Source organism: Nitratireductor mangrovi (genome assembly GCF_007922615.2).
Classification (GTDB): domain Bacteria; phylum Pseudomonadota; class Alphaproteobacteria; order Rhizobiales; family Rhizobiaceae; genus Mangrovimarina; species Mangrovimarina mangrovi.
This window is the reverse complement of the sequence record NZ_CP042301.2, coordinates 2,580,359-2,601,669: the sequence shown is the minus strand read 5'-3', so window position 1 is coordinate 2,601,669 and position 21,311 is coordinate 2,580,359. Positions and strand designations below refer to the sequence as shown.

General features: G+C 65.2%; 20 protein-coding genes. 11 read left to right on the top strand and 9 right to left on the bottom strand.

The features are described 5' to 3' along the window. Window positions 1–5 precede the first annotated feature (5 nt). On the top strand, window positions 6–1,172 hold the full coding sequence (locus FQ775_RS12745; protein ID WP_146300288.1) for a cytochrome P450: 1,167 nt from the start codon (window positions 6–8) through the stop codon (window positions 1,170–1,172). 42 nt (window positions 1,173–1,214) lie between these two features. Here the strand turns inward: FQ775_RS12745 and FQ775_RS12740 are convergent, their stop codons facing one another. Together FQ775_RS12740 and FQ775_RS12735 are read right to left on the bottom strand one after the other, a co-directional pair. Beyond that, window positions 1,215–2,669: a TrkH family potassium uptake protein gene (locus tag FQ775_RS12740; RefSeq protein ID WP_146300289.1), complete on the bottom strand. Its 1,455-nt coding sequence runs from the start codon at window positions 2,667–2,669 to the stop codon at window positions 1,215–1,217. A gap of 131 nt (window positions 2,670–2,800) precedes the next feature. Further along, the gene (locus FQ775_RS12735) at window positions 2,801–4,087 is read right to left on the bottom strand and encodes an NAD(P)/FAD-dependent oxidoreductase (RefSeq protein WP_146300290.1); all 1,287 of its coding nucleotides are present in this window, start codon (window positions 4,085–4,087) and stop codon (window positions 2,801–2,803) included. A gap of 197 nt (window positions 4,088–4,284) precedes the next feature. On the opposite strand from FQ775_RS12735, the gene FQ775_RS12730 reads away from it, so the two are divergent. Then, window positions 4,285–4,752: a hypothetical protein gene (locus FQ775_RS12730; RefSeq protein ID WP_146300291.1), complete on the top strand. Its 468-nt coding sequence runs from the start codon at window positions 4,285–4,287 to the stop codon at window positions 4,750–4,752. Window positions 4,753–4,814: 62 nt separating this feature from the next. Here the strand turns inward: FQ775_RS12730 and FQ775_RS12725 are convergent, their stop codons facing one another. Then, window positions 4,815–6,248 carry a glutamine synthetase family protein gene (locus tag FQ775_RS12725; protein WP_146300292.1) on the bottom strand — a complete coding sequence of 478 codons (1,434 nt, stop codon included), beginning with the start codon at window positions 6,246–6,248 and terminating at the stop codon, window positions 4,815–4,817. A 64-nt stretch (window positions 6,249–6,312) separates the two neighbouring features. Beyond that, a complete protein-coding gene (locus FQ775_RS12720; RefSeq protein WP_146300293.1) occupies window positions 6,313–6,723 on the bottom strand; it encodes a response regulator in 411 nt (136 codons plus the stop codon). A gap of 416 nt (window positions 6,724–7,139) precedes the next feature. Here FQ775_RS12720 and FQ775_RS12715 point away from each other — a divergent pair, with 416 nt between their 5' ends. Both FQ775_RS12715 and FQ775_RS12710 read left to right on the top strand, forming a co-directional pair. Continuing rightward, window positions 7,140–7,799 (top strand): glutathione S-transferase family protein, encoded by a 660-nt coding sequence (locus FQ775_RS12715; protein ID WP_146302000.1) that lies wholly within the window; start codon window positions 7,140–7,142, stop codon window positions 7,797–7,799. Window positions 7,800–8,084: 285 nt separating this feature from the next. Continuing rightward, complete coding sequence (locus FQ775_RS12710) at window positions 8,085–8,717, top strand: DUF1062 domain-containing protein (RefSeq protein WP_146300294.1); 633 nt, start codon at window positions 8,085–8,087, stop codon at window positions 8,715–8,717. Between the two features lie 84 nt (window positions 8,718–8,801). On the opposite strand, the gene FQ775_RS12705 is transcribed toward FQ775_RS12710, so the two are convergent. Continuing rightward, on the bottom strand, window positions 8,802–9,047 hold the full coding sequence (locus FQ775_RS12705; RefSeq protein WP_146300295.1) for an SMc00767 family acetate metabolism repressor: 246 nt from the start codon (window positions 9,045–9,047) through the stop codon (window positions 8,802–8,804). A 95-nt stretch (window positions 9,048–9,142) separates the two neighbouring features. Beyond that, window positions 9,143–10,432, bottom strand: coding sequence for an isocitrate lyase (gene aceA / locus FQ775_RS12700; protein WP_146300296.1), 1,290 nt, complete (start codon window positions 10,430–10,432; stop codon window positions 9,143–9,145). A gap of 252 nt (window positions 10,433–10,684) precedes the next feature. Here aceA and FQ775_RS12695 point away from each other — a divergent pair, with 252 nt between their 5' ends. Beyond that, window positions 10,685–12,130, top strand: coding sequence for a helix-turn-helix domain-containing protein (locus FQ775_RS12695; protein ID WP_146300297.1), 1,446 nt, complete (start codon window positions 10,685–10,687; stop codon window positions 12,128–12,130). A 26-nt stretch (window positions 12,131–12,156) separates the two neighbouring features. Here the strand turns inward: FQ775_RS12695 and FQ775_RS12690 are convergent, their stop codons facing one another. The 3 genes from FQ775_RS12690 to FQ775_RS12680 all read right to left on the bottom strand — a co-directional run bounded on the left by FQ775_RS12690 (window position 12,157) and on the right by FQ775_RS12680 (window position 15,180). Next, the gene (locus tag FQ775_RS12690; protein ID WP_146300298.1) at window positions 12,157–12,972 is read right to left on the bottom strand and encodes an alpha/beta fold hydrolase; all 816 of its coding nucleotides are present in this window, start codon (window positions 12,970–12,972) and stop codon (window positions 12,157–12,159) included. A gap of 121 nt (window positions 12,973–13,093) precedes the next feature. After that, complete coding sequence (locus FQ775_RS12685) at window positions 13,094–13,960, bottom strand: LysR family transcriptional regulator (protein ID WP_246730108.1); 867 nt, start codon at window positions 13,958–13,960, stop codon at window positions 13,094–13,096. A gap of 242 nt (window positions 13,961–14,202) precedes the next feature. Further along, window positions 14,203–15,180, bottom strand: a complete 978-nt coding sequence (locus FQ775_RS12680) for an NADPH:quinone reductase (protein ID WP_146300300.1) — start codon at window positions 15,178–15,180, stop codon at window positions 14,203–14,205. A gap of 132 nt (window positions 15,181–15,312) precedes the next feature. Between FQ775_RS12680 and FQ775_RS12675 the strand changes: the two genes are divergently transcribed. From FQ775_RS12675 to FQ775_RS12650, 6 genes are all read left to right on the top strand, one after another. Next, window positions 15,313–15,597 carry an acylphosphatase gene (locus FQ775_RS12675; protein WP_146300301.1) on the top strand — a complete coding sequence of 95 codons (285 nt, stop codon included), beginning with the start codon at window positions 15,313–15,315 and terminating at the stop codon, window positions 15,595–15,597. Between the two features lie 95 nt (window positions 15,598–15,692). Then, window positions 15,693–17,141: a glutamine synthetase family protein gene (locus tag FQ775_RS12670; RefSeq protein WP_146300302.1), complete on the top strand. Its 1,449-nt coding sequence runs from the start codon at window positions 15,693–15,695 to the stop codon at window positions 17,139–17,141. 119 nt (window positions 17,142–17,260) lie between these two features. After that, complete coding sequence (locus FQ775_RS12665; RefSeq protein WP_146300303.1) at window positions 17,261–18,355, top strand: polyamine ABC transporter substrate-binding protein; 1,095 nt, start codon at window positions 17,261–17,263, stop codon at window positions 18,353–18,355. A 64-nt stretch (window positions 18,356–18,419) separates the two neighbouring features. After that, window positions 18,420–19,559: an ABC transporter ATP-binding protein gene (locus FQ775_RS12660; protein ID WP_146300304.1), complete on the top strand. Its 1,140-nt coding sequence runs from the start codon at window positions 18,420–18,422 to the stop codon at window positions 19,557–19,559. Between the two features lie 9 nt (window positions 19,560–19,568). After that, the gene (locus FQ775_RS12655) at window positions 19,569–20,480 is read left to right on the top strand and encodes an ABC transporter permease subunit (protein WP_146300305.1); all 912 of its coding nucleotides are present in this window, start codon (window positions 19,569–19,571) and stop codon (window positions 20,478–20,480) included. After that, window positions 20,477–21,298, top strand: a complete 822-nt coding sequence (locus tag FQ775_RS12650; protein ID WP_146300306.1) for an ABC transporter permease subunit — start codon at window positions 20,477–20,479, stop codon at window positions 21,296–21,298. The genes FQ775_RS12655 and FQ775_RS12650 overlap by 4 nt, the downstream gene beginning before the upstream one ends. Window positions 21,299–21,311: the final 13 nt, after the last annotated feature.

Below are 21,311 nucleotides of genomic sequence, written 5' to 3'. Positions count from 1 at the left end.
GAGCCATGTCGGACGCACCGCGCTACGAAATCGACGTCCAGCGCTTCTGGGCCGATCCCTATCCCGACCTCGCGCGCATGCGCGCCGAGGCGCCGATCGCCTTCGTGCCACAGTTGGGAGCGACGCTGATCACGCGGCGCGACGACATCTTCGTGTGCGAGAAGAACATCGCCGTCTTCTCCTCGCACCAGCCGCAAGGGCTGATGAACCGCCTCATGGGCCACAACATGATGCGCAAGGACGGCGAGGCGCATCTGGCCGAGCGCCGCCAGGCCTTTCCGGCCCTGTCTCCGAAGACCGTGCGCAATGCCTGGACGGCAAAATTCCAGGCCCATTGCGACCGGATCCTGGAGGAGTTGGCGCCAGCCGGCGAGGCCGAACTCGTCAAGGCGTTCGCGCTGCGTTTTTCGGCCGAGTGCCTGAAGGACATCACCGGCCTCACCAATATGCGGTTTGAGGACATGGACGCGTGGTCGCAGGGCATGATCGACGGGATCGCCAACTATGTCGGCGACCCGGAGGTCGAAAGGCGCTGCCACGCCGCGACGGCCGGCATCGACGCGGCCATCGACGACATGCTGCCGGTGGTGACGAACACGCCGAACCAGAGCTTGCTCAGCGTGCTCTTGCAAGCGGGCATGCCGATGGAAAGCGTGCGCGCCAACGTCAAGCTGGCGATCAGCGGTGGCCAGAACGAACCACGCGATGCCATTGCCGGTGCGGTCTGGGCATTGCTTTGCCATCCCGCGCAACTACGGAAGGTGTATACTGGCGAGGCTTCCTGGTTGCAGGTCTTCGAGGAGTTCGCGCGCTGGATCGCGCCGATCGGCATGTCGCCGCGGCGCGTGGCCAAACGTCACGCGTTTGCAGGCGTCACATTCGAGCCGGAGGACCGCGTCTTCCTGATGTTCGGTTCGGCCAATCGGGACGAGGCTCATTTCGACGCGCCGGAGAGGTTCGATGTTTCGCGCGACACGTCGAAGTCGGTGTCGTTCGGAGCCGGGCCGCATTTCTGCGCCGGCGCGGCGGCATCGCGCGCCATGGTCGCCGATGTCGCCCTGCCTGCGGTTTTCGCCAGGCTGAAAAACCTGCGCGTGGATGAGGGCGAGGCGATCAGGATCGGCGGCTGGGCTTTCCGGGGGGTGCTCAATCTGCCGGTGGCCTGGAACTGAGCGCGGAAATGCCGGTTGCCGGCCGGCGGAGGTTTCGCGGTCTCAGTTCCAGAAGGCCGGCGACAACAACACCAGAACGGCGAGAATCTCGAGTCGGCCCAGGATCATGACGGCGTCGAGGATCCACTTCGCCGTATCGGGAAGCGACGCGAAATTGCCCGCGGGTCCGACGATCTCGCCCAGCCCCGGGCCGACATTGGTCAGCGCCGTCAGGGCGCTGGTCGCCGCGGTCATGAAATCGAGCCCGGTCGCCGCCAAAAGGATGAGGGCCAAAGCCCAGATCACGACGAACGCGCTGATGAAGAGCACCGCGGCGTCCTGCATGTCCGGGGCGATGTTGCGGTCTCCATAGCGGATGGAGGCGACGCTGCTCGGGTAGATCAGCTGCCGCAGTCCGAGCCGCACCATCTCGAACAGGATCAGGAAACGGTAGGCCTTGATGCCGCCGGCGGTGGAGCCCGAGCAGCCGCCGATGATGGTGGCGACGAAGGCGCAGGCGACCGGATAGGTGCCCCAAAGCGAATAGTCGGCGCTGGCAAAGCCGGTCGTCGTGATCAGCGACACGAAATTGAATGCGGAATGGGTCAGCGCCTCGAACAAGGAAAAGCCCGAACTCGCCCTCAGGAAAACAGCGACGGAGAGGCTGAAGATGGCGCAAAAGGCGGCATAGACCGCGATCTGGGGGTCTCGCAGCGCGTCCAGCCGTCGGCGCAGGGCCAGGAGGATGAGGATCGAGAAGGGCAGCCCGCCGACGAACATGAAAATGGTGCCGGTCCAGATGACGGCGGGGTTGTGCCCGTAGAAGCCCAGCGAGGCGTCGTGGGTGGAGAAGCCGCCGGTCGAAAGCGTGGTCATGGCGTGGTTGATCGCGTCGAAGCCCGTCATGCCGGCGGCCGCATAGAACATGGCGCAGACGAGCGTCAGGCCAGAGTAGATGGCCAGGAGCGCCAGGCTGAATGTCGAGAAGCGTGCGAAGGGTCGATCCGAGCGGTCAGAAGACTCGATGCGGAAGAAGGCAATACCGCCGATCCGGAGCAGCGGCAGGACAAACAGGCCGAGCGCCACGACCCCGAGCCCCCCAACCCATTGCAGGATCGAGCGCCACAGGAGCAGGCCCGGCGGCAGGCCGTCGAGACCGGAGATGACCGTCGAGCCGGTCGTCGTCAGCCCGGAGACCGACTCGAACACCGCGTCGGCAATATCGAGCCCGATCGAGGCCAGCGTGAAGGGAATGGCGCCGATCAGCGATGCGGTGACCCACAGGAGGTTTACCAGCAGGAAGCCGAAGCGGGCATTGAGATGCACCGCGGGCGAGCGGGTAGCAAGCGCGCAGGCCGCCGCTGGGATGCCCACGAGAAGGGCAGAGTTGGCGAAGACGCGCCAGTCGGGGTTGTCGGCAAAATAGTCGACGACCGCCGGCAACAGCATCGCGCCAGCGAGGTAAAGCGCGAAGATGGCGGTCAGATAGGCCGCGTAGCGTATCTGGGCTTCCGACATGGGCGCATGATGGGGCTGGGTAACGGACCGGTTCCGTCCTGGGGCGGGGAGCGGAACCTACTCCCGCGCGCCTCTGGCGACAAGTCCGATCTCCGCTCGCGGCTTCGGCAGGCGTGGCGGGCCCCTCGGGGCTATAGCCGGTCGCGCAAGGCGTACCAGTTGAGCGCCAGGAACAGCAGCGGCGCGCGCAGGCGCGGGCCGCCGGGGAAGGGCGGTATCTTCAGGTCTTCCAGCAGTTTCAGTCGGTCGCGATTGCCGGCGACAGCCTCGGCGTAGAGCTTGCCGGTGAAGTTCGAGAGCATGACGCCGTGGCCGGAAAATCCGCCGGCCGAGATCACGCCGGGCATGACCTCACGCACGAACGGCTTCCGCGGCATGGTGATGCCGACATAGCCGCCCCATGCATGGGTGATCTCGACATCGCCGAGCGCGGGGTAGATTTCGGCGATCTGCCTGCGGATCTGATGGGCGATGTTTTTCGGGTCGTTGTCGGAATAGATTTCGCGCCCGCCGAACAGCAGCCGACCGTCCGCCGAACGGCGGAAATAGCGCACCACGAAACGCGAATCGTCAACCGCCTCGCCGCCCGGGATCACCGGACTGTCGTCGCCGAGCGGCGGTGTGGCGCCGATGAAGGAACCGATCGGCATGATATGGGCTGCGCTCACGGGCTCGAGCGTTCCTCCATAGGCGTTCACGGCGATCAGGCACCTGTCGGCAGTGACTGCGCCGTGTCCGGTCGAAACCACGACCTTGCCGCCGGCGGACCTGATGCCCGTCGACTGCGTCTGTTCATGGAGCCGGGCGCCGGCGGCCGCTGCAACGCGCGCGGTGCCGATCACCAGCTTGAGCGGGTGGATATGGCCGGTGCCGGTGTCGCGCACGCCGCCGAAATAGCGCTCCGACCCGACGCGGCGCGCGGTCTCCGCGGCATCCATGTAGGACAGGTGCTCGTAGCCGAACCGCGTCGCCATGATCTCCGGATGGGCGCGGTATTCGTCCACATAGCGCTTCTTGTGCGCGACAGAGAGCTGCCCGGGCCGGTAGTCGATCTCGATGTTGTTGGCGGCGGCGAAGTCGAGCAGATGCGCCTTGGCCTCCTCGGCAAGGTCGAACAGCGCCCTGGCGCGCGACAAGCCGAGTTCGGCCTCGAGGTCTTCGGCCCAGGCGCGCTGCCCCGTGCCCATCTGACCGCCATTGCGGCCGGAAGCACCGTCGCCGAACCGATGTGCCTCGATCAGGACGACATCGGCGCCGGCCTTTGCCAGGTGTGCTGCCGCCGACAGGCCGGTGAAGCCGCCGCCGATGATGATGACGTCGGCGCGCGCGTCGCCATCAAGCGACGCATATGACGGGCGCTCGCCGGCCGAGGCCTCGTACCAGGATGTGCCGGGGGAGATCGGGGATTGGTATTTCATGAAACCGGGCAGATTTTTTCGAGGATTTCCCGTTGGTTGCGTCGGGTGCGCGGCGAGCCGGTCAAGTTTCGCATCGCGGTTTCGCCAAGTTTGAAAACCGGCGTCACATTGCGGGCACCGGCGCCACCTAGCTGATTGCCGCCGTGGATGACCGTTTTCGGGCGTTCACGGAAACACAGTCGAATGGAGTCAAGAACATGAATAAGTTTCTCTCGACCGCAAGCAGCGCTCTTGTGGCAACCGCCCTTCTCGCCGCGCCGGCCTATGCTCAGGTGGGTGGCGGTGTCACAGGTGGCGTCGGGGCCGATCTCGGCGCGGATGTCGGAATCGGCGGAGCCGGCGTCGGCGTCGACGTGGGAACCACGGCTTCCACCGCGGCCAATGTCGGCATCGACGAGGCCGTGTCTTCGCTCGGCAGCGTGACGGGCAAGCTCCAGGGCCTGAGCCGGATCACCGCGGTGAAGATGGTCAAGGTCGACGCCTCCGCGGACGCGGACGCCCAGTCCAAGCTTGAAGGCCGCGCGGCGGAGATTGCCGCGCTGCGCAGTGCGATCAGTTCCCATGCCGAACTGGATGCCGCGCTGAAGGCCAACAATGTGGATGTCTCGACGGTCGTGGGTGCGGATGTCGCGGCTGACGGCAGCCTGACGCTCTATACGCTCTGAGCGATACACGGATTGCGACCCGCCGCCGAGGCGGCGGGTCGTTCTGCGCGGCACCCGAAACGTCAAACATTCAAAAGCAGAAACTCGCGTTCCCACGGGCTGATCACTTCCATGAAGGTTTCGAACTCGGCCTTTTTCAGCGCAGCGTAGGTCGACACGAAAGGCGCGCCGAGGATCTTGTGCAGCGCCTCATCCTCTTCCAGCAGGCCGACGGCTTCCAGCAGTCCGCGCGGCAGGTCGATCTCGTCCTGGTTGGCTGCCTGGCCGACCGGCGGTTCCGGTTCGAGCTTGTCGAGGATGCCGATAAGCCCGCAGGCGAGCGAGCCGGCGAGCGCCAGATAGGGGTTGGCGTCGGAGGAGGGGATGCGGTTTTCCACCCGGCGCGCTGCCGGGTCGGAACGCGGAATGCGAAAGGCTGTCGTGCGGTTGTCGTAGCCCCATTTGGTGTTGACCGGCGCCGACACGCCCTGGGTCAGCCGCCGATAGGAATTCACATAGGGCGCCATCATGACGAGGGCGCCGGGCATGTGCTTCTGCATGCCGCCGACGAAATGCCGGAAGATGGCGCTTTCGCCGCCGTCTTCATTGCTGAACACGTTGCGGCCGCTCTTCAGATCGACGACCGACTGGTGGATGTGCATGGCCGAGCCGGGCTGGCCCTGGATCGGCTTCGCCATGAAGGTTGCGTAGGTGTCATGCTTGAGCGCTGCCTCGCGGATGGTGCGCTTGAACATGAACACCTGGTCGGCAAGCTCGACAGGGTCGCCGTGGCGCAGGTTGATCTCCAGCTGGCCCGCGCCTTCCTCGTGGATCAGCGTGTCGATCTCGAGACCCTGCATCTCGGAGAAATGGTAGATGTCGTCGATCAGTTCGTCGAATTCGTTGACGCCGGCGATCGAATAGCCCTGGCCGCCGCCGATGGGGCGGCCCGACCGGCCGACGGGCGGTGTCAGCGGGTAGTCCGGATCGGGGTTCTTGAAGACGAGGTAGAACTCGATCTCCGGCGCCACAATGGGGCGCAGCCCATGCTCGTGATAGGCCTCGACCACGCGGCGCAGCACGTTGCGCGGGGTGAACTCGACCGAGCGGCCATCCTGGTAGACGAGGTCGCAGATAACCTGAGCGGTCGGGTCCGATTCCCAGGGCACCGCCGATAATGTGTTGAGGTCGGGCAGCAGCTTCAGGTCGCCGTCATCGGCCGGATAGGTGAAGTCGGGACTGTTTTCCGGATAGCCGCCCGAAATCGTGGTCATGAACACCGCCGAGGGCAGCGCCAGCGAGGTGTTCGAGGTGAACTTGTTCGACGGCATCATCTTGCCGCGGGCAACACCGGCCTGGTCGGGCGTGATGCATTCGATGTCCTCGATGCTGCGCCAATCGAGCCAGGCGCCGGCTTCCTTCCAGCTTTTCACGCCGCGCAGGTTTTTCACAAAGGCGGGAAGCCGTTTTCGGCCAGAACGGCCGGCGGCGCGGGCGTCCTTCTTTTCGGGAGGCATCAGTCACCAGAACAACGTTGCGGTGCGCGGACTATAAACGCCGGCCACGCGGATGGGAAAGGGGTCAGGCCCGTGGGGCGGAATAGTCGCCATTGCGCGCCCGCAACGCCTCGATCGCCGGCTGCAGGCGATCGATCGTCACCGGCCGGGCGACGACCATGTCGACGACGGGCCCGGCTTCCACCGTCCCGGGCACCGTGTTGGTGGTCGACAGCAGCAGCACCGCCGGCAATGACCGCGACGTCCGGCTGCGCATGGCGCGAAGCTGTTCGAAGAGCTCGGCACAATCCCCGTCGGAGGGCTGCAGATCGAGGATGACGATCGCCGGTTCCTCGCGCGTCAGGCGTTCGGTCGCCTGCCGAGGCGCGACACTGGACACGCGAATGCCGAACCTTTCGACGACCCGTGAGATGACGACGCAATTGATGGGGGAGCTGCCGACGACAAGTGCCTGTGCCTTCGCAACGTCGGTCATGCGCTTCCTGTCTCCCGCCATCAGGGTGCACGCATCGCGTGCGGTTCACGCCGCGAGGCAGCCGGAAGTGTTCAATGCAGGGTTGTGTTCAGGTGTCGCGTTCTTAGGCAATCTCGGTGCCGTTGCGCAAGTGGTTTCTTGCGTGGAAGCTAATTCTTTCTTTGCGCTTGCCACCGCGCCGCGAATCCGGTCGGAGGGCGCTCGCGCGAAAGCATAACGGCCGCGACCGCCGCGTCTTGCCCAAATGGCTGGCAAGGCGAGGCCTTTCAGCCATTCCCCTTCACACTATAGACGGCGTCCACCTCACCAACGGTCAGCTCTGCTTTGCTTGCGGAACCGGCGCGGCTTTCGCCGGAGGCATGTCGGATATCCGCCCGTTCAGACGTCTTCACTTAGCCACTGACTGGAGAACGACCATGGTCCCTATCATCACCGCCTTTGAAAGCTCGCCGGACGGCGGCCAGGGACTGGCGCGCGACATGCGCGTCCGCTGGGCGCTGGAGGAGGTCGGGCAGCCCTACGATGTGCGCCTCGTGTCCTTCGAGGCTATGAAACAGCCTGCGCATCTCGCGCTGCATCCTTTCGGCCAGATCCCGACCTTTGAGGATGGCGATCTCGCATTGTTCGAGTCCGGATCAATTGTCTTCCACATTGCCCAACACCATGCCGGCTTGCTGCCGGAGGAACCGAATGCGCGGGCGCGGGCGATCAACTGGTTGTTTGCGGCGCTCAACACGGTCGAGCCGCCGATCGTCGAGTTGGAGCAGTCACGGTATATGGTTGGAGGCAGGCCATGGTACGGCGATCTTCGCGCGGTTCTTGAGGATCGCGTTCGTTGCCGCCTCGACCAGTTGGCCCGCCGACTCGGTGATGCCGAATGGCTCGACGGCGGCGCCTTCAGCGCCGGCGACCTGATGATGGTGATGGTTCTGCGCAGGCTCGACGGCATGGGCATACGTGAAGACTATTCAAACCTCTCCGCTTATGTAGCCAGCGGCGAAGCGCGCCCAGCTTACCGGCGGGCGTTCGCGGCGCAAAAGGCGGTCGCGGCGTCCGCACGCTCGCAGGGGCTTTGACGCCGAGGCGTGTTGCTCTATAGAGCGCCCCGTTCCCTTGCCAACGGTCCGATCCGCTTTGCCTACGTAACCGCCGGTCTCGTCAGTTCCACTCACAAGAGCGTGGCCGCGCCAATGCGTTGCCGCGCAGGTCTTGCATGAAGCTCTTCATGGCGGCGGTTCGAGACCGGTTTGGCATGGCTGAACCGCGCCGGCTTCTGTGGGCCGCCATTTTTGAAAACTCCCTGTCATACCGTGTTGTGGGTCGTCGCCTGACGAGCTTCCGAACAGGAAGCACGAACGGGCATGTCCGAACACCTATGCGTCAAATGGACGATCACCGCGAACGAATATCCGCAACCGCTGCTGCATTGCAGGCGATGCTGCTCGGTCAGAGCTTACCGCGCCGGCGGCAAGATGAGAGTCAATGCCAACGGCAAGCGCATTGACGCCTGGCTCGTCTACAGATGCACCGCGTGCGATAGCACCTGGAACCGGCCGATCCTGGAGCGCAGCCTTGTCCACTCCCTCGGCCCCGGCTTCCTGTCGTCGCTATGCGCCAATGATCCGGCGCTGGTGGATCGTATCGCCTCGGATGTCGACGATTTGAAGCGCTGGGCGCCCCGGCTGCAGGAAGCCGGCAAGGTCGTGGTGAGCAGGGAGGTGCTTTCTGAAACCGCCGGCGAGCCGCCGCGACTCCGCATTGTCTGCGCCGTGCCGAGGCCGGTGCGGGTTCGACTCGACCGGCTGCTGGCCGATGAACTGAAGCTGTCGCGCAGCCGCGTGCAGGCGTTGGCCCGGTCCGGGGCGCTGGCTGTTGCCTCCGCGAGTACGACGCGCGCCTTGCGCAGGCCGCCGGGCGATGGGACGGAACTCTTCGTCAGGCTTCCTGTTTCCGACGCAAGGTGGATAGCGCGGGCGGCCGCGGGGGACGGCTAGCAGCACGTGTTCCGATTCCTGACCGGGCACAAAAAAAGCCGCCGGGCGAACCGGCGGCTTGGCTTAAAGTCGTCCGTATCGGAGCTATTCGTCGCTGGTGCGGTTGGTCACGATCACCGGGATCAGGAGATCGCCCCAATTGCCGTTGCCGCCGTGGTGGCGGGCGGAGCGCACCAGTTCGACCGACACACCGGCCTCGACCGCCTTCATCACCGACTGGTTGAGCCGGTGGAGGTCGTTCGCCACCATCCGGATCGCCGCCTGCTGGTCGGCGCTCATGCTCGAAGACTGCTCTTCGGCGCGTTCCTTTACACGTGTCCTCGGCGCCATCTGCGCACTCCCTTTCCATTGGGTTCTCGCCGGCCCGCGGGGTCGCCGCGGGTGGTTCCGGGCCGGCTGGCCCGGAGCCGTCGTCCGTCCTTAGCCTATTCAGCGGCGGGGCGGAACTGCGCGGTTTCGGTCGATTCCTTCATCGCCGTCGTCGACGAGGTGCCGCCGGTGATCGCCATGGAAACGGCGTCGAAATAGCCGGTGCCGACCTCGCGCTGGTGCTTGGTCGCGGTGTAGCCGTTGACCTCTGCCGCGAACTCGGCTTCCTGCAGCTCCGAATAGGCCGCCATCTGCCGGTCCTTGTAGCCACGGGCCAGCTCGAACATGCCGTAGTTGAGCTGATGGAAGCCGGCGAGCGTGATGAACTGGAACTTGTAGCCCATGGCGCCCAGTTCGCGCTGGAACTTGGCGATGGTGGCGTCGTCCAGGTTCTTCTTCCAGTTGAAGGACGGCGAGCAGTTGTAGGCCAGAAGCTGGTTCGGATGCTCCTTGCGCACGGCCTCGGCAAACTTCCTCGCCTGCTCCAGATCCGGCTTGGAGGTCTCCATCCAGATCAGGTCGGAGTAGGGCGCCATGGCGATCGCGCGGGCGATGCAGGGCTCCATGCCGTTCTTGACGTTGTAGAAGCCTTCGACGGTACGCCCCGATTCGTAATCGACGAAGGGCTGGTCGCGCTCGTCGATGTCCGAGGTGATCAGCTTCGCTGCCTCGGCGTCGGTGCGGCAGATGATCAGCGTCGGCGTGCCCATAACGTCGGCGGCGAGCCGCGCGGCGGTGAGGTTGCGAATATGTGCCGCGGTCGGGATCAGGACCTTGCCGCCGAGATGGCCGCACTTCTTTTCCGAAGCCAGCTGATCCTCGAAGTGGACGCCCGCCGCACCTGCCTCGATGTAGGCCTTCATCAGTTCGAATGCGTTGAGCGGGCCGCCGAAGCCGGCTTCGGCGTCGGCGACGATCGGCGCAAACCAGGTGTCGACCGAAAGGCCCTTGCCTTCCGAGGTCTCGATCTGGTCGGCGCGCTGCAAGGTCTTGTTGATGCGCTTGGCAAGTTCGGGGCCGGCATTGGCCGGGTAGAGCGACTGGTCCGGGTACATGGCGGACGCGGTGTTGGCGTCGGCCGCGACCTGCCAGCCGGAGAGGTAGATCGCCTTCAGCCCGGCGCGCACCATCTGCATGGCCTGGTTGCCGGAGAGCGCGCCGAGCGCGTTCACGAAGTCTTCCTCGTGGATCAGCTTCCACAGCCGGTTGGCGCCCATCTCGGCCAGCGAATGGCGGATCTGCACCGAGCCGCGCAGCCGCTTCACATCCTCGGGCGAATAGGGACGCTCGATGCCGTCATAGCGGCCTTCGGGTGCGGAGGGAACGAGATTGTAAAAATCAGTCATGGCGGGCGCTCCTGCCGAATGGGTTGCTGGTGACGATCACGCGGTTTGGGAGGTTGGCCGCCGGATCGGATGTGACATCATTTACATTGCATCGCGAAACAATCCCAGAAAATGGCACGGATTCGGCCCGACAAAAGGGAAAATCTGTGTTGCCTTTCACAGGATGATCCCGTAAATTTGTAAAAATTGTAAAACAATCATCCACGGCAATCACCGCGCTGATACTGTAAAATCATTACAAAGGCAGTCTGAATGGCCGAACAGAAGATTTTCGCGGGCCCGCGCATCCGGCGCATTCGCAACGCCAAGGGGCTGACCCAGACGGCGATGGCGAACGGCCTCGGTATTTCACCTTCCTATCTCAATCTCATCGAGCGCAACCAGCGCCCGCTCACCGTGCAACTGATCCTGAAGCTTGCCTCGGTCTACAAGGTCGAGCCGGAGGAACTGCAGGCGGAGGCGGGCGGTTCGATCGCGGCGCTGCGCGAGGTCTTTGCCGACCCGCTGCTTTCCGACGAACTGCCCGGCGAGCAGGAACTGGTCGAGATCGCGGAAGCGGCGCCGAATGTTTCGGCCGCCGTGGTCAAGCTCTACCGGGCCTATCGCGAGCAGGCCGACCGGCTCACCGACCTTTCCGAGTTGCTCGCACGCGAGGGCAGGGCCACGGCGCTCTCTGCGGCGCGTCTGCCGGTCGACGAGGTGCATGAGACCTTCGAACGCCGGCCCAACCATTTCGCCCGCCTCGAGGAGGAGGCCGAGGCGTTCCTGTCGATGCTCGATCCCGGCGACGACCTCATCGGCGCATTGAAGGCCTGGCTGAAGCGTGAATATGGCGTGGTGGTCAGGGTCCTGCCAGTGGCGACCATGCCGAACTGGCGGCGGCGCTATGACCGCCATTCGCAGCGTCTCTTCATCTCCGAGCGGCTGTCGCCCTTCGATCAATTGCGCGAAATCGCGATCGAGGCCTGTCTGATGCGCATGAGCGTGGCCGTCGGAGCGGAGATCGAGGCCTTGAAACTCTCCTCCGACGAGGCGCGGCGGCTGGCCCGCTTCGAACTCGGCCGTTACGCCGCCCACGCGGTCATGATGCCATATGGCGCGTTCCAGTCGGCGGCGCAGCGGGCGCGCTACGACGTCGACGTCCTGAAGTCGCGCTTCGGCGTTTCCTTCGAGCAGGCTGCGAACCGGCTGACCATGCTGCAGCGTCCCGGCGCTCAGGGTGTTCCGTTCTTCATGCTGGAAGTCGACAATGCCGGTTATCGCTTCCGCAAGGCCGGCGCCCAGGGTTTTCCGCAGGCCCGTTTCGGCGGCGGCTGCCCCAAGCTCGCAGTGCATGCGGCCTTCGAACAGCCGGGCCGCATCCTGGTCGAGGCGGTCGAGATGCCGGACGGGGCCGAGTTCCTGACGATAGCGCGCACGCTGGAAGGGCCGCAGGGCGCCTTCAGCGAACGGCCGCGCCGTACGGCTCTGCTGCTTGGCTGCGATATCGGCTTCCGCGACGAAATCGTCTATTCGGCGGCGTTGCCGGGTGGCAACGGGCAGGGCGCCAAGGCGGGTGCGGTGGCCGCGACGGCCGTCGGCCCGGCGTGCCGGCTGTGCGAACGGACCGGCTGCCTGGCGCGCGCCGAACCGCCGGTGACGCGGCCTCTCGGCCTCGACGAGATGGTGACCGGGCTGAGCGCGTTCGATTTTCGCTAGGCTTGTCGGCGGCAGGCCGCCGCCCGCTACGCCAGGAAGGCCACGATCTCCCGCAGCACCCGGTCGGGCGCTTCGAGCTGCGGCAGATGGCCGACGCCTGCGAGGGTCTCGAAGCCGGCTTGCGGTATCAGCCGGTTCAGGGCCTTGCCGCGCTCGAGCGGGATCCAGGGGTCGTCCGCTCCCCACACGATCTTGACCGGGCAGCGGATATCGCCGAAGCGCGATTCGACCTCTGCGGTGTATCTTTCATCAGCCTGCGCGAACTGGCGGTAGAAGCTGGTCTGGCCGTCCGCGCCCAGCCATGGTTCGACCAGCCGCTCGAACTCGCCGGTATTGATCGGGTTCACCAGGGCGCCCTTCATGTAGGCTTCGACGATCGCGCGATGGATATGCGGCGGCAGTCCCAAGAAGGCGTCGACGTGACGGCCGACATGGTCGAAGAAAGCCGACCCCCAGGGCCGCATGGCAACCACGTTCATGAGCAGGTAGCGCCCGTATTCGCATCCGTGCAGAAGATGCGCCCGCAATGTCGTGGCGCCGCCGAAATCATGGGCGACGACGCCTGGCCGATCGAGCTTCCAGTGCGCAAGCATCTCGGCAAACACCACGCCCTGAACATCCAGCGAGGTGCGCTGATCGGCGAATTTCTCCGATTGCCCGAAGCCTGGCATGTCGTACCAGTGGATCCGGAAATGTTCGGCGAGTTGCGGGATCAGCCGGTGCCAGGAGAAGGACGACCACGGCCAGCCATGCGCGAGCACCAGCGGCGGCCCGTCGCCGGTGCGTCCGGCTGCCACCGTACCGGCGGAGGTTCGCACCGTCTCGTCGAGGCTCCATTGCATCGCGCCGCTCCCTTTCCCGAAGCGGCGACCCTACCGTGCAGGCCAAGCCGCGGCCATCGGCGCGGGGCGGTTTGCTGCCAGGTTGCTGCCAGCAACTGAAAGCCCGCTGGGCACGACAGTCTCAGCCGGTGCCGAAAGGCCGCTCGCCGGCAAACAGTGCCGCATGCGCCAGCGACAGCGCCACGAGGCGGTCGATCACGCGGCGCACGTCCGGGCGATGGCGGTCGTCATTGTGCATGACGATCCATTGTTCGCCACTCAGTTCGGCAATCGCCTCGCCGGCCCTTTCGAGAAGCGGGTCGCGATCGCCGACGAAGCACGGCAGGACCCCGATGCCGACACCGGCGCGGATCAATTCGTGCAAGGTGCGGACCGTGTTGGCCCAGGCGGCGATCACGATGTCCGGCCGAGCGTTGACCCATCTGGCCGAACGCGTCGTGGCGTCCTCGGGCGTGATCGCTACCCAGTCGGCACGCCCCGACTGTGCCTGGTTGCGCGCCCGGAACGGGGCCTGCGCGATCGTCACCGTGCGCCTGCCGGCAAGGCTCTGGCTTTCGGGGCGCGCGTTGCGAATGCCGATCTCGACCTCGCGATGGGCGATGTCGAGCTTAGCCTCCGTGGTCTTGAAGGCGATGCGAAACGGGTCGTCCGGCTGCCAAAGCCGGGCGAAGTTGGCGGCGAGGAAGTTGGCGGTGCCAGTGCCGGTCGAAATACGGACCAGCGAACGGCCACCCTCGGCGCTGCGCCACTCGTCGATCGGCCGCGCGCCAGCCTCCATCACGCTGACCCGGGCCCTGAGCGCGCGGCCGTCCTCGGTCAGCGAATAACCTGACTGGCGGCGCACGAAGAGCGGCCGGCCCATTTCGGTCTCCAGCGCCAGCATGCGCCGGCCGACGGTCGCCGGGCTCAGGCCGTGCTCGCGTCCGGCCGCCGACAGGCTGCCGGTGCGGGCGACAGCGCCGAAAAGCTGCAGATCGTCCCAGCGCATGTTTTTCATCAATGAAAAATAGCTTGCGCAAAGCGACCGTTCAAGCGGCTCTCGGGCGCCTCTATTTTCCAGTGGAGAAAATCAGGAGGCTGTGGATGGAATTCATGCTCGGCTGCGCGCTTCTCCATCATGAGGCGACCCGGCAGGCCCGGCGGGCGAGCGGATGGCATGAAGGCGCCGGCTGGTGGCTGTTAGGCGATTGCGGAGCGGATGACGGGCGGGCGCAGGTTCGCGAGCGAATCTCAGTCGATCGCCAGCACCACATTGCCGATCGTGTCACCCTTCTCGACCGCCTCATGCGCCTCGGCCGTCTGTTCAAGCGGAAAGGTCGCGCCGATCGAATGCTTGAGCACATCCGCAGCCAGCATGCGCGTCAGGTCGAGCAGGGCGGCGGCGCGCACCTCGGGCAGCAGTTCGTAGACCACAAAGACCTGCAGCGTCAGGCTGTTCCATAACATGGCCGGGAAGGACACCGGGATGTCGGCCGGCACGTTGGAGCCGTAGCAGACCAGCTTGCCATGCGGCGCCAAAGCGCCCTCGGGCAACAGCGCCGCCGTGGTGGAAAGGTCCATGTCGACGATGCCGTCGGCACCCTTGCCGCCGGTCAGTTCCTTCAGCTGCTCGGCAGTCTTGCCCTCCCGATAATCGATCACCTCGTCCGCGCCGGCGGCCAGCGCGTGCCCGCGGCGGGCGGCCGACGCGGTGCCGATGACGCGGGCGCCGCGCCGTTTGGCGATCTGCACGGCGTAGTGCCCGACCGCATTGGCGGCGCCGGTTATCAGCAGCGTCTTGCCGGCCACGTCGCCCTGCAGGTCGATGGCGCGCAGTGCGGTCAGTGCCGGGATTCCGAGGCAGGCGCCTGCGGCGAAATCAATATTGTCGGGCAGCGGCACGGCCTGCGCCTCCGGCAGGGCGACATATTCGGCCGCCGTGCCGAAGGGGCGCTTCCATTGCGCGTTCCAGGTCCAGACGCGCTCGCCGATCCTGCCTGCCGACACACCGTCGCCCACGGCCTCGACGACGCCGGCGCCGTCGGAATGCGGGATGATGCGCGGTCCGATCAGCGGCCGCCCGCGCCGCGACTTGACGTCGGACGGGTTGACGCCGGAGGTGGCCAGCCTCACCAGCACCTCGCCCGCTCCGGGGCGAGGTGTTTCCATCTCGCCGACCACGATCACGTCGCGCGGTTCGCCGTTCTTCTCGTACCAGGCCGCCTGCATCTCCGCCTCCACTTCACTCCAGGCTCATCGCCCCTGCCTCACCCTGAACCGGAAAGCCAGAAACGCCGGCCACGGGTGTTGCGCCCTCGGCCCTTAGCCTCCACACTTGAACGCGATCGACAAGGGGCTGCGATGGCTGAAGACCGCAAGGTCGTGCTGGCACGCATCACCGGACGGGTCCAGGGTGTCAGCTTCCGCGCATGGACACGATCCGAGGCCGAGGCGCTCGGCCTGTCGGGATGGGTACGCAACGAGGCCGACGGCTCGGTCGTGGCGCTCATTGTCGGAACCAAGATTGCGGTTTCGCACATGGTCGAGCGTCTGCACGTCGGCCCGGCGGGCGCTTCGGTTGAACAGGTGTATGTCGAGGACGCGGACCCGGGCTTTGCGCCGCGGGGTTTTCGCATCACGGGGTGACCCGCTGCGGCGATCTCTGGACGCAAGATTGACAAGTTCGCGACACCGCTGGCAGCTTAGGCGATCTTTAACAGCCATACAGGCCCATCTTGCCCTTGACAGTTCCCGGCACGGCGTCCGCCGGCACAAAGGACGACCGCCCAGCCGCGTCGGTACCGGCTTCACCGGGCCACCGTGCCGACAAGGCCAGCCCGTTCGCCACACCCGAGCACGAGGCCGAATACAAGTCCTTCGTCGAAAAGCACCCCGACCTCGAGGCTGTCGAGTTCCTGCTTGTCGATCCGAACGGCGTCATGCGCGGCAAATGGGCGCCGGGCGACGCGCTGAAGAAGGCCTATCACGAAGGCGTCAATTTCCCGATGTCGCTGCATGGCCTCGACGTCTGGGGGCGCGAAGTCAACGAGACCGGCCTGCATATCGAGACCGGCGACAAGGACGGCTATTGCCGCGCCACACGCGGAACGCTGGCGATCGTGCCGTGGGCCAAACGCAAGACGGCGCAGGTGCTGCTGCAGACCTTCACGCCCGAAGGAGAGCCGTTTTTGGCCGACCCGCGCCAGGTTCTGAAGAAGAAGATCGCCGAGGTGAACGACAAGGGCCTGTTCCCGGTCGTAGCCTTCGAGCTCGAATTCTACCTGCTCGATCCCGACACCGACTGGGATGACGGCATGCCGGCGCCGGTGGGCGCCACGGCCGGGCCGGACCGGCTCAGGATGTACGGGCTCGACGACCTCGCCGAGCATGCCGAACTCTTCGACATGATCCGCGACGCGGCCCACGAGATGGACCTGCCGATCGACACGATCATCAAGGAGGCCGCGCCCGGCCAGTTCGAGGTCAATCTGAAGCACCGCGCCGATCCGCTGAAGGCGGCGGACGACGTCATCCTGCTGCGGCGTATCGTGATCGGCTGCGCGCGGGCGCATGGGCTGACGGCGACCTTCATGGCCAAGCCGTTCCTGGAATATGCCGGCAACGGCATGCATGTGCATGCCTCGATGCTCGACGGGGACGGCAACAACATCTTCGGCGGCGATGGCGGGCGCAGGAAGCTCGAATCGGCGGTTGCCGGCCTGCTCAAGACCATGCCGGAATCGCTGCTTTTGTTCATCAACACCTGGAACGGCTTCCGGCGCATCACGCCTGGTTCCTACGCGCCGACGCGGGCGGTGTGGGCGGAAAACAACCGTTCCGTCGCCCTGCGCATTCCGGTCTCCAGCGACGAGAACCGGCGCGTCGAACACCGCATCGCCGGGGCCGACGCCAACCCCTATCTGGTCATGGCAACGCTGCTTCAGGGCATGGTCGAAGGCATCGAGGGCAACCTCGTGCCGCCGCCGCCGGTGGAGGGCAACGCCTATGACGATGACGGGCTGTTCCTGCCAGACGACATGGACGACGCGCTGCAGCTGATGGAAAAGAGCCGCTTCGTCGACCGGGCGCTCGGGCCGCTGCTTTCCAAGGTCTACAAGGACCTGAAGCGCGCCGAGATCATCGCCTTCTGGGGCGAGATCACGGCGCTTGAGAGGACAACCTATCTGTGAGCAGGGGACGCAATTTCCCGCTTGTCGCTCCGGCGAAACGCCAATAGGCTCAAAGTCAAAACCCGGCCGTGAAGGACCGCTGTGCGAGCCGGGAGGGGAAAAGACAGAGGAGAAAGTTCATGTCGCGCAAGGGGTTGCTGTTCGCCGCCACGTCTCTCGCCGCTATCGTCAGTTTCGGCGCTTCCGCCCAGGATCGGACGGTCAACGTCTACAACTGGTCCGACTATATCGACGAGTCGATCCTTGAGGACTTCACCGCCAAGACCGGAATCAAGGTCGTCTATGACGTCTTTGATTCGAACGAGATCCTCGAGACCAAGCTGCTCGCTGGCGGCACCGGCTACGATGTCGTGGTGCCGACCGGCACGTTCCTGGCGCGGCAGATCCAGGCCGGCGTGTTCCAGAAGCTGGACAAGTCGAAGCTGCCCAACATCTCCAACATGTGGGACATGATCGCCAGCCGCACCGAGAAATACGATCCCGAGAATGCCTATTCGATCAACTACATGTGGGGCACGACCGGCATCGGCTACAACGTCAAGAAGGTGCAGGACGCGCTTGGAATCGAGCGTGTCGACAGCTGGGACGTCGTCTTCAAGCCGGAGATGATTGCCAAGCTGGCCGACTGCGGGGTGCATATGCTCGACGCCCCGGCGGAGATGGTGCCGGCGGCGCTGAAATATCTCGGGCTTGACCCCCTCAGCACCGAGGCGGACGACCTCGCCAAGGCCGAGGAACTGCTTCTTTCCATCCGCCCGCACATCCGCAAGTTCCATTCGTCGGAATACATCAACGCTCTGGCCAATGGCGACATCTGCATGGCCATCGGCTGGTCGGGCGATGTCTTCCAGGCGCGCGACCGCGCGGCGGAAGCCGACCAGGGTGTGGCCGTCGATTATTCGATCCCGAAGGAAGGCGCGCAGATGTGGTTCGATCAGATGGCGATCCCGGCCGACGCCAAGAATGTCGAGGAGGCGCATGAGTTCCTGAACTACCTGATGACGCCCGAGGTGATCGCCAAGGCGTCCAACTACGTCTACTACGCCAACGGCAACAAGGCTTCGCAGGAACTTCTGGAGGAAGACGTGATCGGCGATCCGGCCGTCTACCCGGACCAGGCGACGCTCGACAATCTCTATACGACCATGCCCTACAACGCGAAGGCTCAGCGCCAGATCACGCGCCTGTGGACGCGGGTGGTCACCGGGCAGTGAATGCCGAAGGCCCCGGCAGGGACGCCGGGGCCTCGTTCGGCGGTCACGTAGGGGTGGAGGGGTCATGAAGTCGCTTGGCAGCATCCGGAAGAGTTTCGCGCCCTGGGTCGATCCGGCCGCCAAGCCCTATATCTCCGTCGAAAACGTCACCAAGAAATTCGGCGACTTCACAGCCGTCGACGATCTGTCCCTGACCATCTACGAGCGCGAGTTCTTCGCGCTGCTGGGTGCATCCGGCTGCGGCAAGTCCACTCTGTTGCGCATGCTGGCCGGCTTCGAGGAACCGACGGCCGGGCGCATCCTGCTTGACGGTCAGGACCTTGCCGGCATTCCGCCCTATCGGCGGCCCGTCAACATGATGTTCCAGTCCTATGCGCTGTTCCCGCACATGACGGTGGCGCAGAACATTGCGTTCGGGCTCAAGCAGGACGGCATGTCGAGAGCGGAGATCGAAACCCGCGTCGGCGAGATGCTGAAGCTGGTCAAGCTGGAGCAGTTCGCGAGCCGCAAGCCGCATCAGCTCTCCGGCGGACAGCGCCAGCGGGTGGCGCTCGCGCGTTCGGTCGCCAAGCGGCCCAAGGTGCTGCTGCTCGACGAACCGCTCGGCGCGCTCGACAAGAAGCTGCGCGAGGAGACCCAGTTCGAACTGATGGATCTGCAACAGGATCTCGGCCTGACCTTCATCGTGGTCACGCACGACCAGGAAGAGGCGATGACCATGGCCGACCGCATCGCCATCCTCGACAAGGGCGAGGTCATGCAGGTGGCGACCCCCGCCGAGATCTACGAAGCGCCCAACTCGCGCTTCGTCGCCGACTTCGTCGGCTCGGTGAACCTGATCGAGGGCGATGTCTCGGCGCGCGACGGCGCCTCGGCCCGCATCGACGGCGCTGGCCTTACCATCCTGACCGAGAATCCCGGTGACGCGCAGGCGGGGAGCCGGGTCTGGTTCGCGATCAGGCCGGAAAAGCTGCGTGTCAGTGCCGCGCGCCCGGAGGGCGCGGAGCTCAATGCTGCCGAGGGCGAGGTCTACGACATCGCCTATCTCGGCGACATGACCATCTACCACGTGCGCCTCGACGACGGCCGCATCGTGCGCGCCAGCACCATGAACAGCGCCCGCGTTAGCGAGGAGGCGCTGACCTGGCACGACCGTGCCTGGGTTTCCTTCAAGCCGGATGCCGGCGTCGTGCTGACGCGATAGGGGCATGTGATGAACCGTGTCGCCTCCGCCATCGCGAGCCGCCTGGTCATCCTCATCCCCTATCTCTGGCTGCTGGTCTTTTTCCTCGTCCCGTTCCTGATCGTCTTCAAGATTTCATTGTCAACGACGGCGATCGCCATGCCGCCCTACACGCCGGTGTTCGAGTTCTCCGGCGGGCTGGCGGGCTTTTTCGACAACCTCTCCCGGCTCGGCGTCGACAACTATCTCTGGCTGACCGAGGATCGGCTCTACATCAACGCCTACCTCTCCAGCATCGTGATCGCGCTTGTCTCGACGCTGATCACGCTCCTGATCGGCTTCCCGGTCGCCTATGGCATGGCGCGCGCGCCGGCCGAGCTTCGCCCGATCCTGCTGATGCTGGTCATCCTGCCGTTCTGGACCTCGTTCCTGATCCGCGTCTACGCCTGGATCGGCATCCTGAAACCGGAAGGGCTGCTCAACCAGTTCCTGCTCTGGATCGGCGTCATCGACGAGCCGCTTATCATCCTCAACACGCACACCGCGATCTTCATCGGCATCGTCTATTCCTACCTGCCGTTCATGGTGCTGCCGCTCTATTCCTCGCTCGAGAAGATGGACTATTCGCTGATCGAGGCGGCGCAGGACCTCGGCTGCACGCCGATCTCCGCCTTCTGGAAGATCACCTTCCCGCTGGCGCTGCCGGGCGTCGTCGCCGGCTGCCTGCTGGTCTTCATTCCCGCCGTCGGCGAGTTCGTTATCCCCGACCTGCTCGGCGGTTCCGGCACGCTGATGATCGGCAAGACGTTGTGGACGGAATTCTTCAACAATCGCGACTGGCCGGTTTCCTCTGCCGTGGCGGTGATCCTGCTTTTGATCCTGGTCGTGCCGATCATGTATTTCCAGCAGGCGCAGGCGCGCGCCCAGGAGCAGGACCGATGACCGGCTCGTGGACACGCTTCAACATCGTCTCGATCGTGGCGGGTTTCGCCTTTCTCTACCTGCCGATCGTGCTCCTGATCGTCTATTCCTTCAACGAATCGCAACTGGTCACCGTGTGGGCCGGCTTTTCGACGCGCTGGTATTTCGAGCTCTTCAACAATCAGGGCCTGCTCGACGCGGCATGGGTGACCGCGCGCGTCGCCTTCATCTCGGCCAGCGTGGCCACCGTGCTGGGCACGCTCGCCGCGCTCGCCCTGACGCGCTATACGCGCTTCCGGGGCAGGGTGCTTTTTTCGGGCATGGTGTTTGCGCCACTGGTGATGCCCGAAGTGATCACCGGGCTGTCGCTGCTGCTGCTGTTCGTGGCGATCGGGCTCGATCGCGGCTTCCTCACCGTGACGCTGGCCCACATCACCTTCTCAATGTGCTTCGTCGCGGTCGTGGTCCAGTCGCGCCTGTTGAGCTTCGACCGTTCGCTGGAGGAAGCCGCCATGGATCTCGGCGCGCCGCCGGTGAAGACCTTCTTTGCCATCACCCTGCCGGTGATCATGCCGGCCATTGTCTCGGGCTGGATGCTCGCCTTCACCCTGTCGCTCGACGATCTGGTGATCGCGAGCTTCACCTCGGGGCCTGGCGCCACCACCTTGCCGATGAAGATCTACAGCCAGGTGCGTCTTGGCGTGACGCCGGAGATCAACGCGGTCTGCACCATCCTGATCGGCGTCGTCACGATCGGGGTGGTGGCCGCCTCGATCCTCAACAAGCGCCGCGAGGTGCAGCGGCGGCGTGACGCCCAGGCGGCGCTGCGCGACGGCTGACGGGCACCGGGTC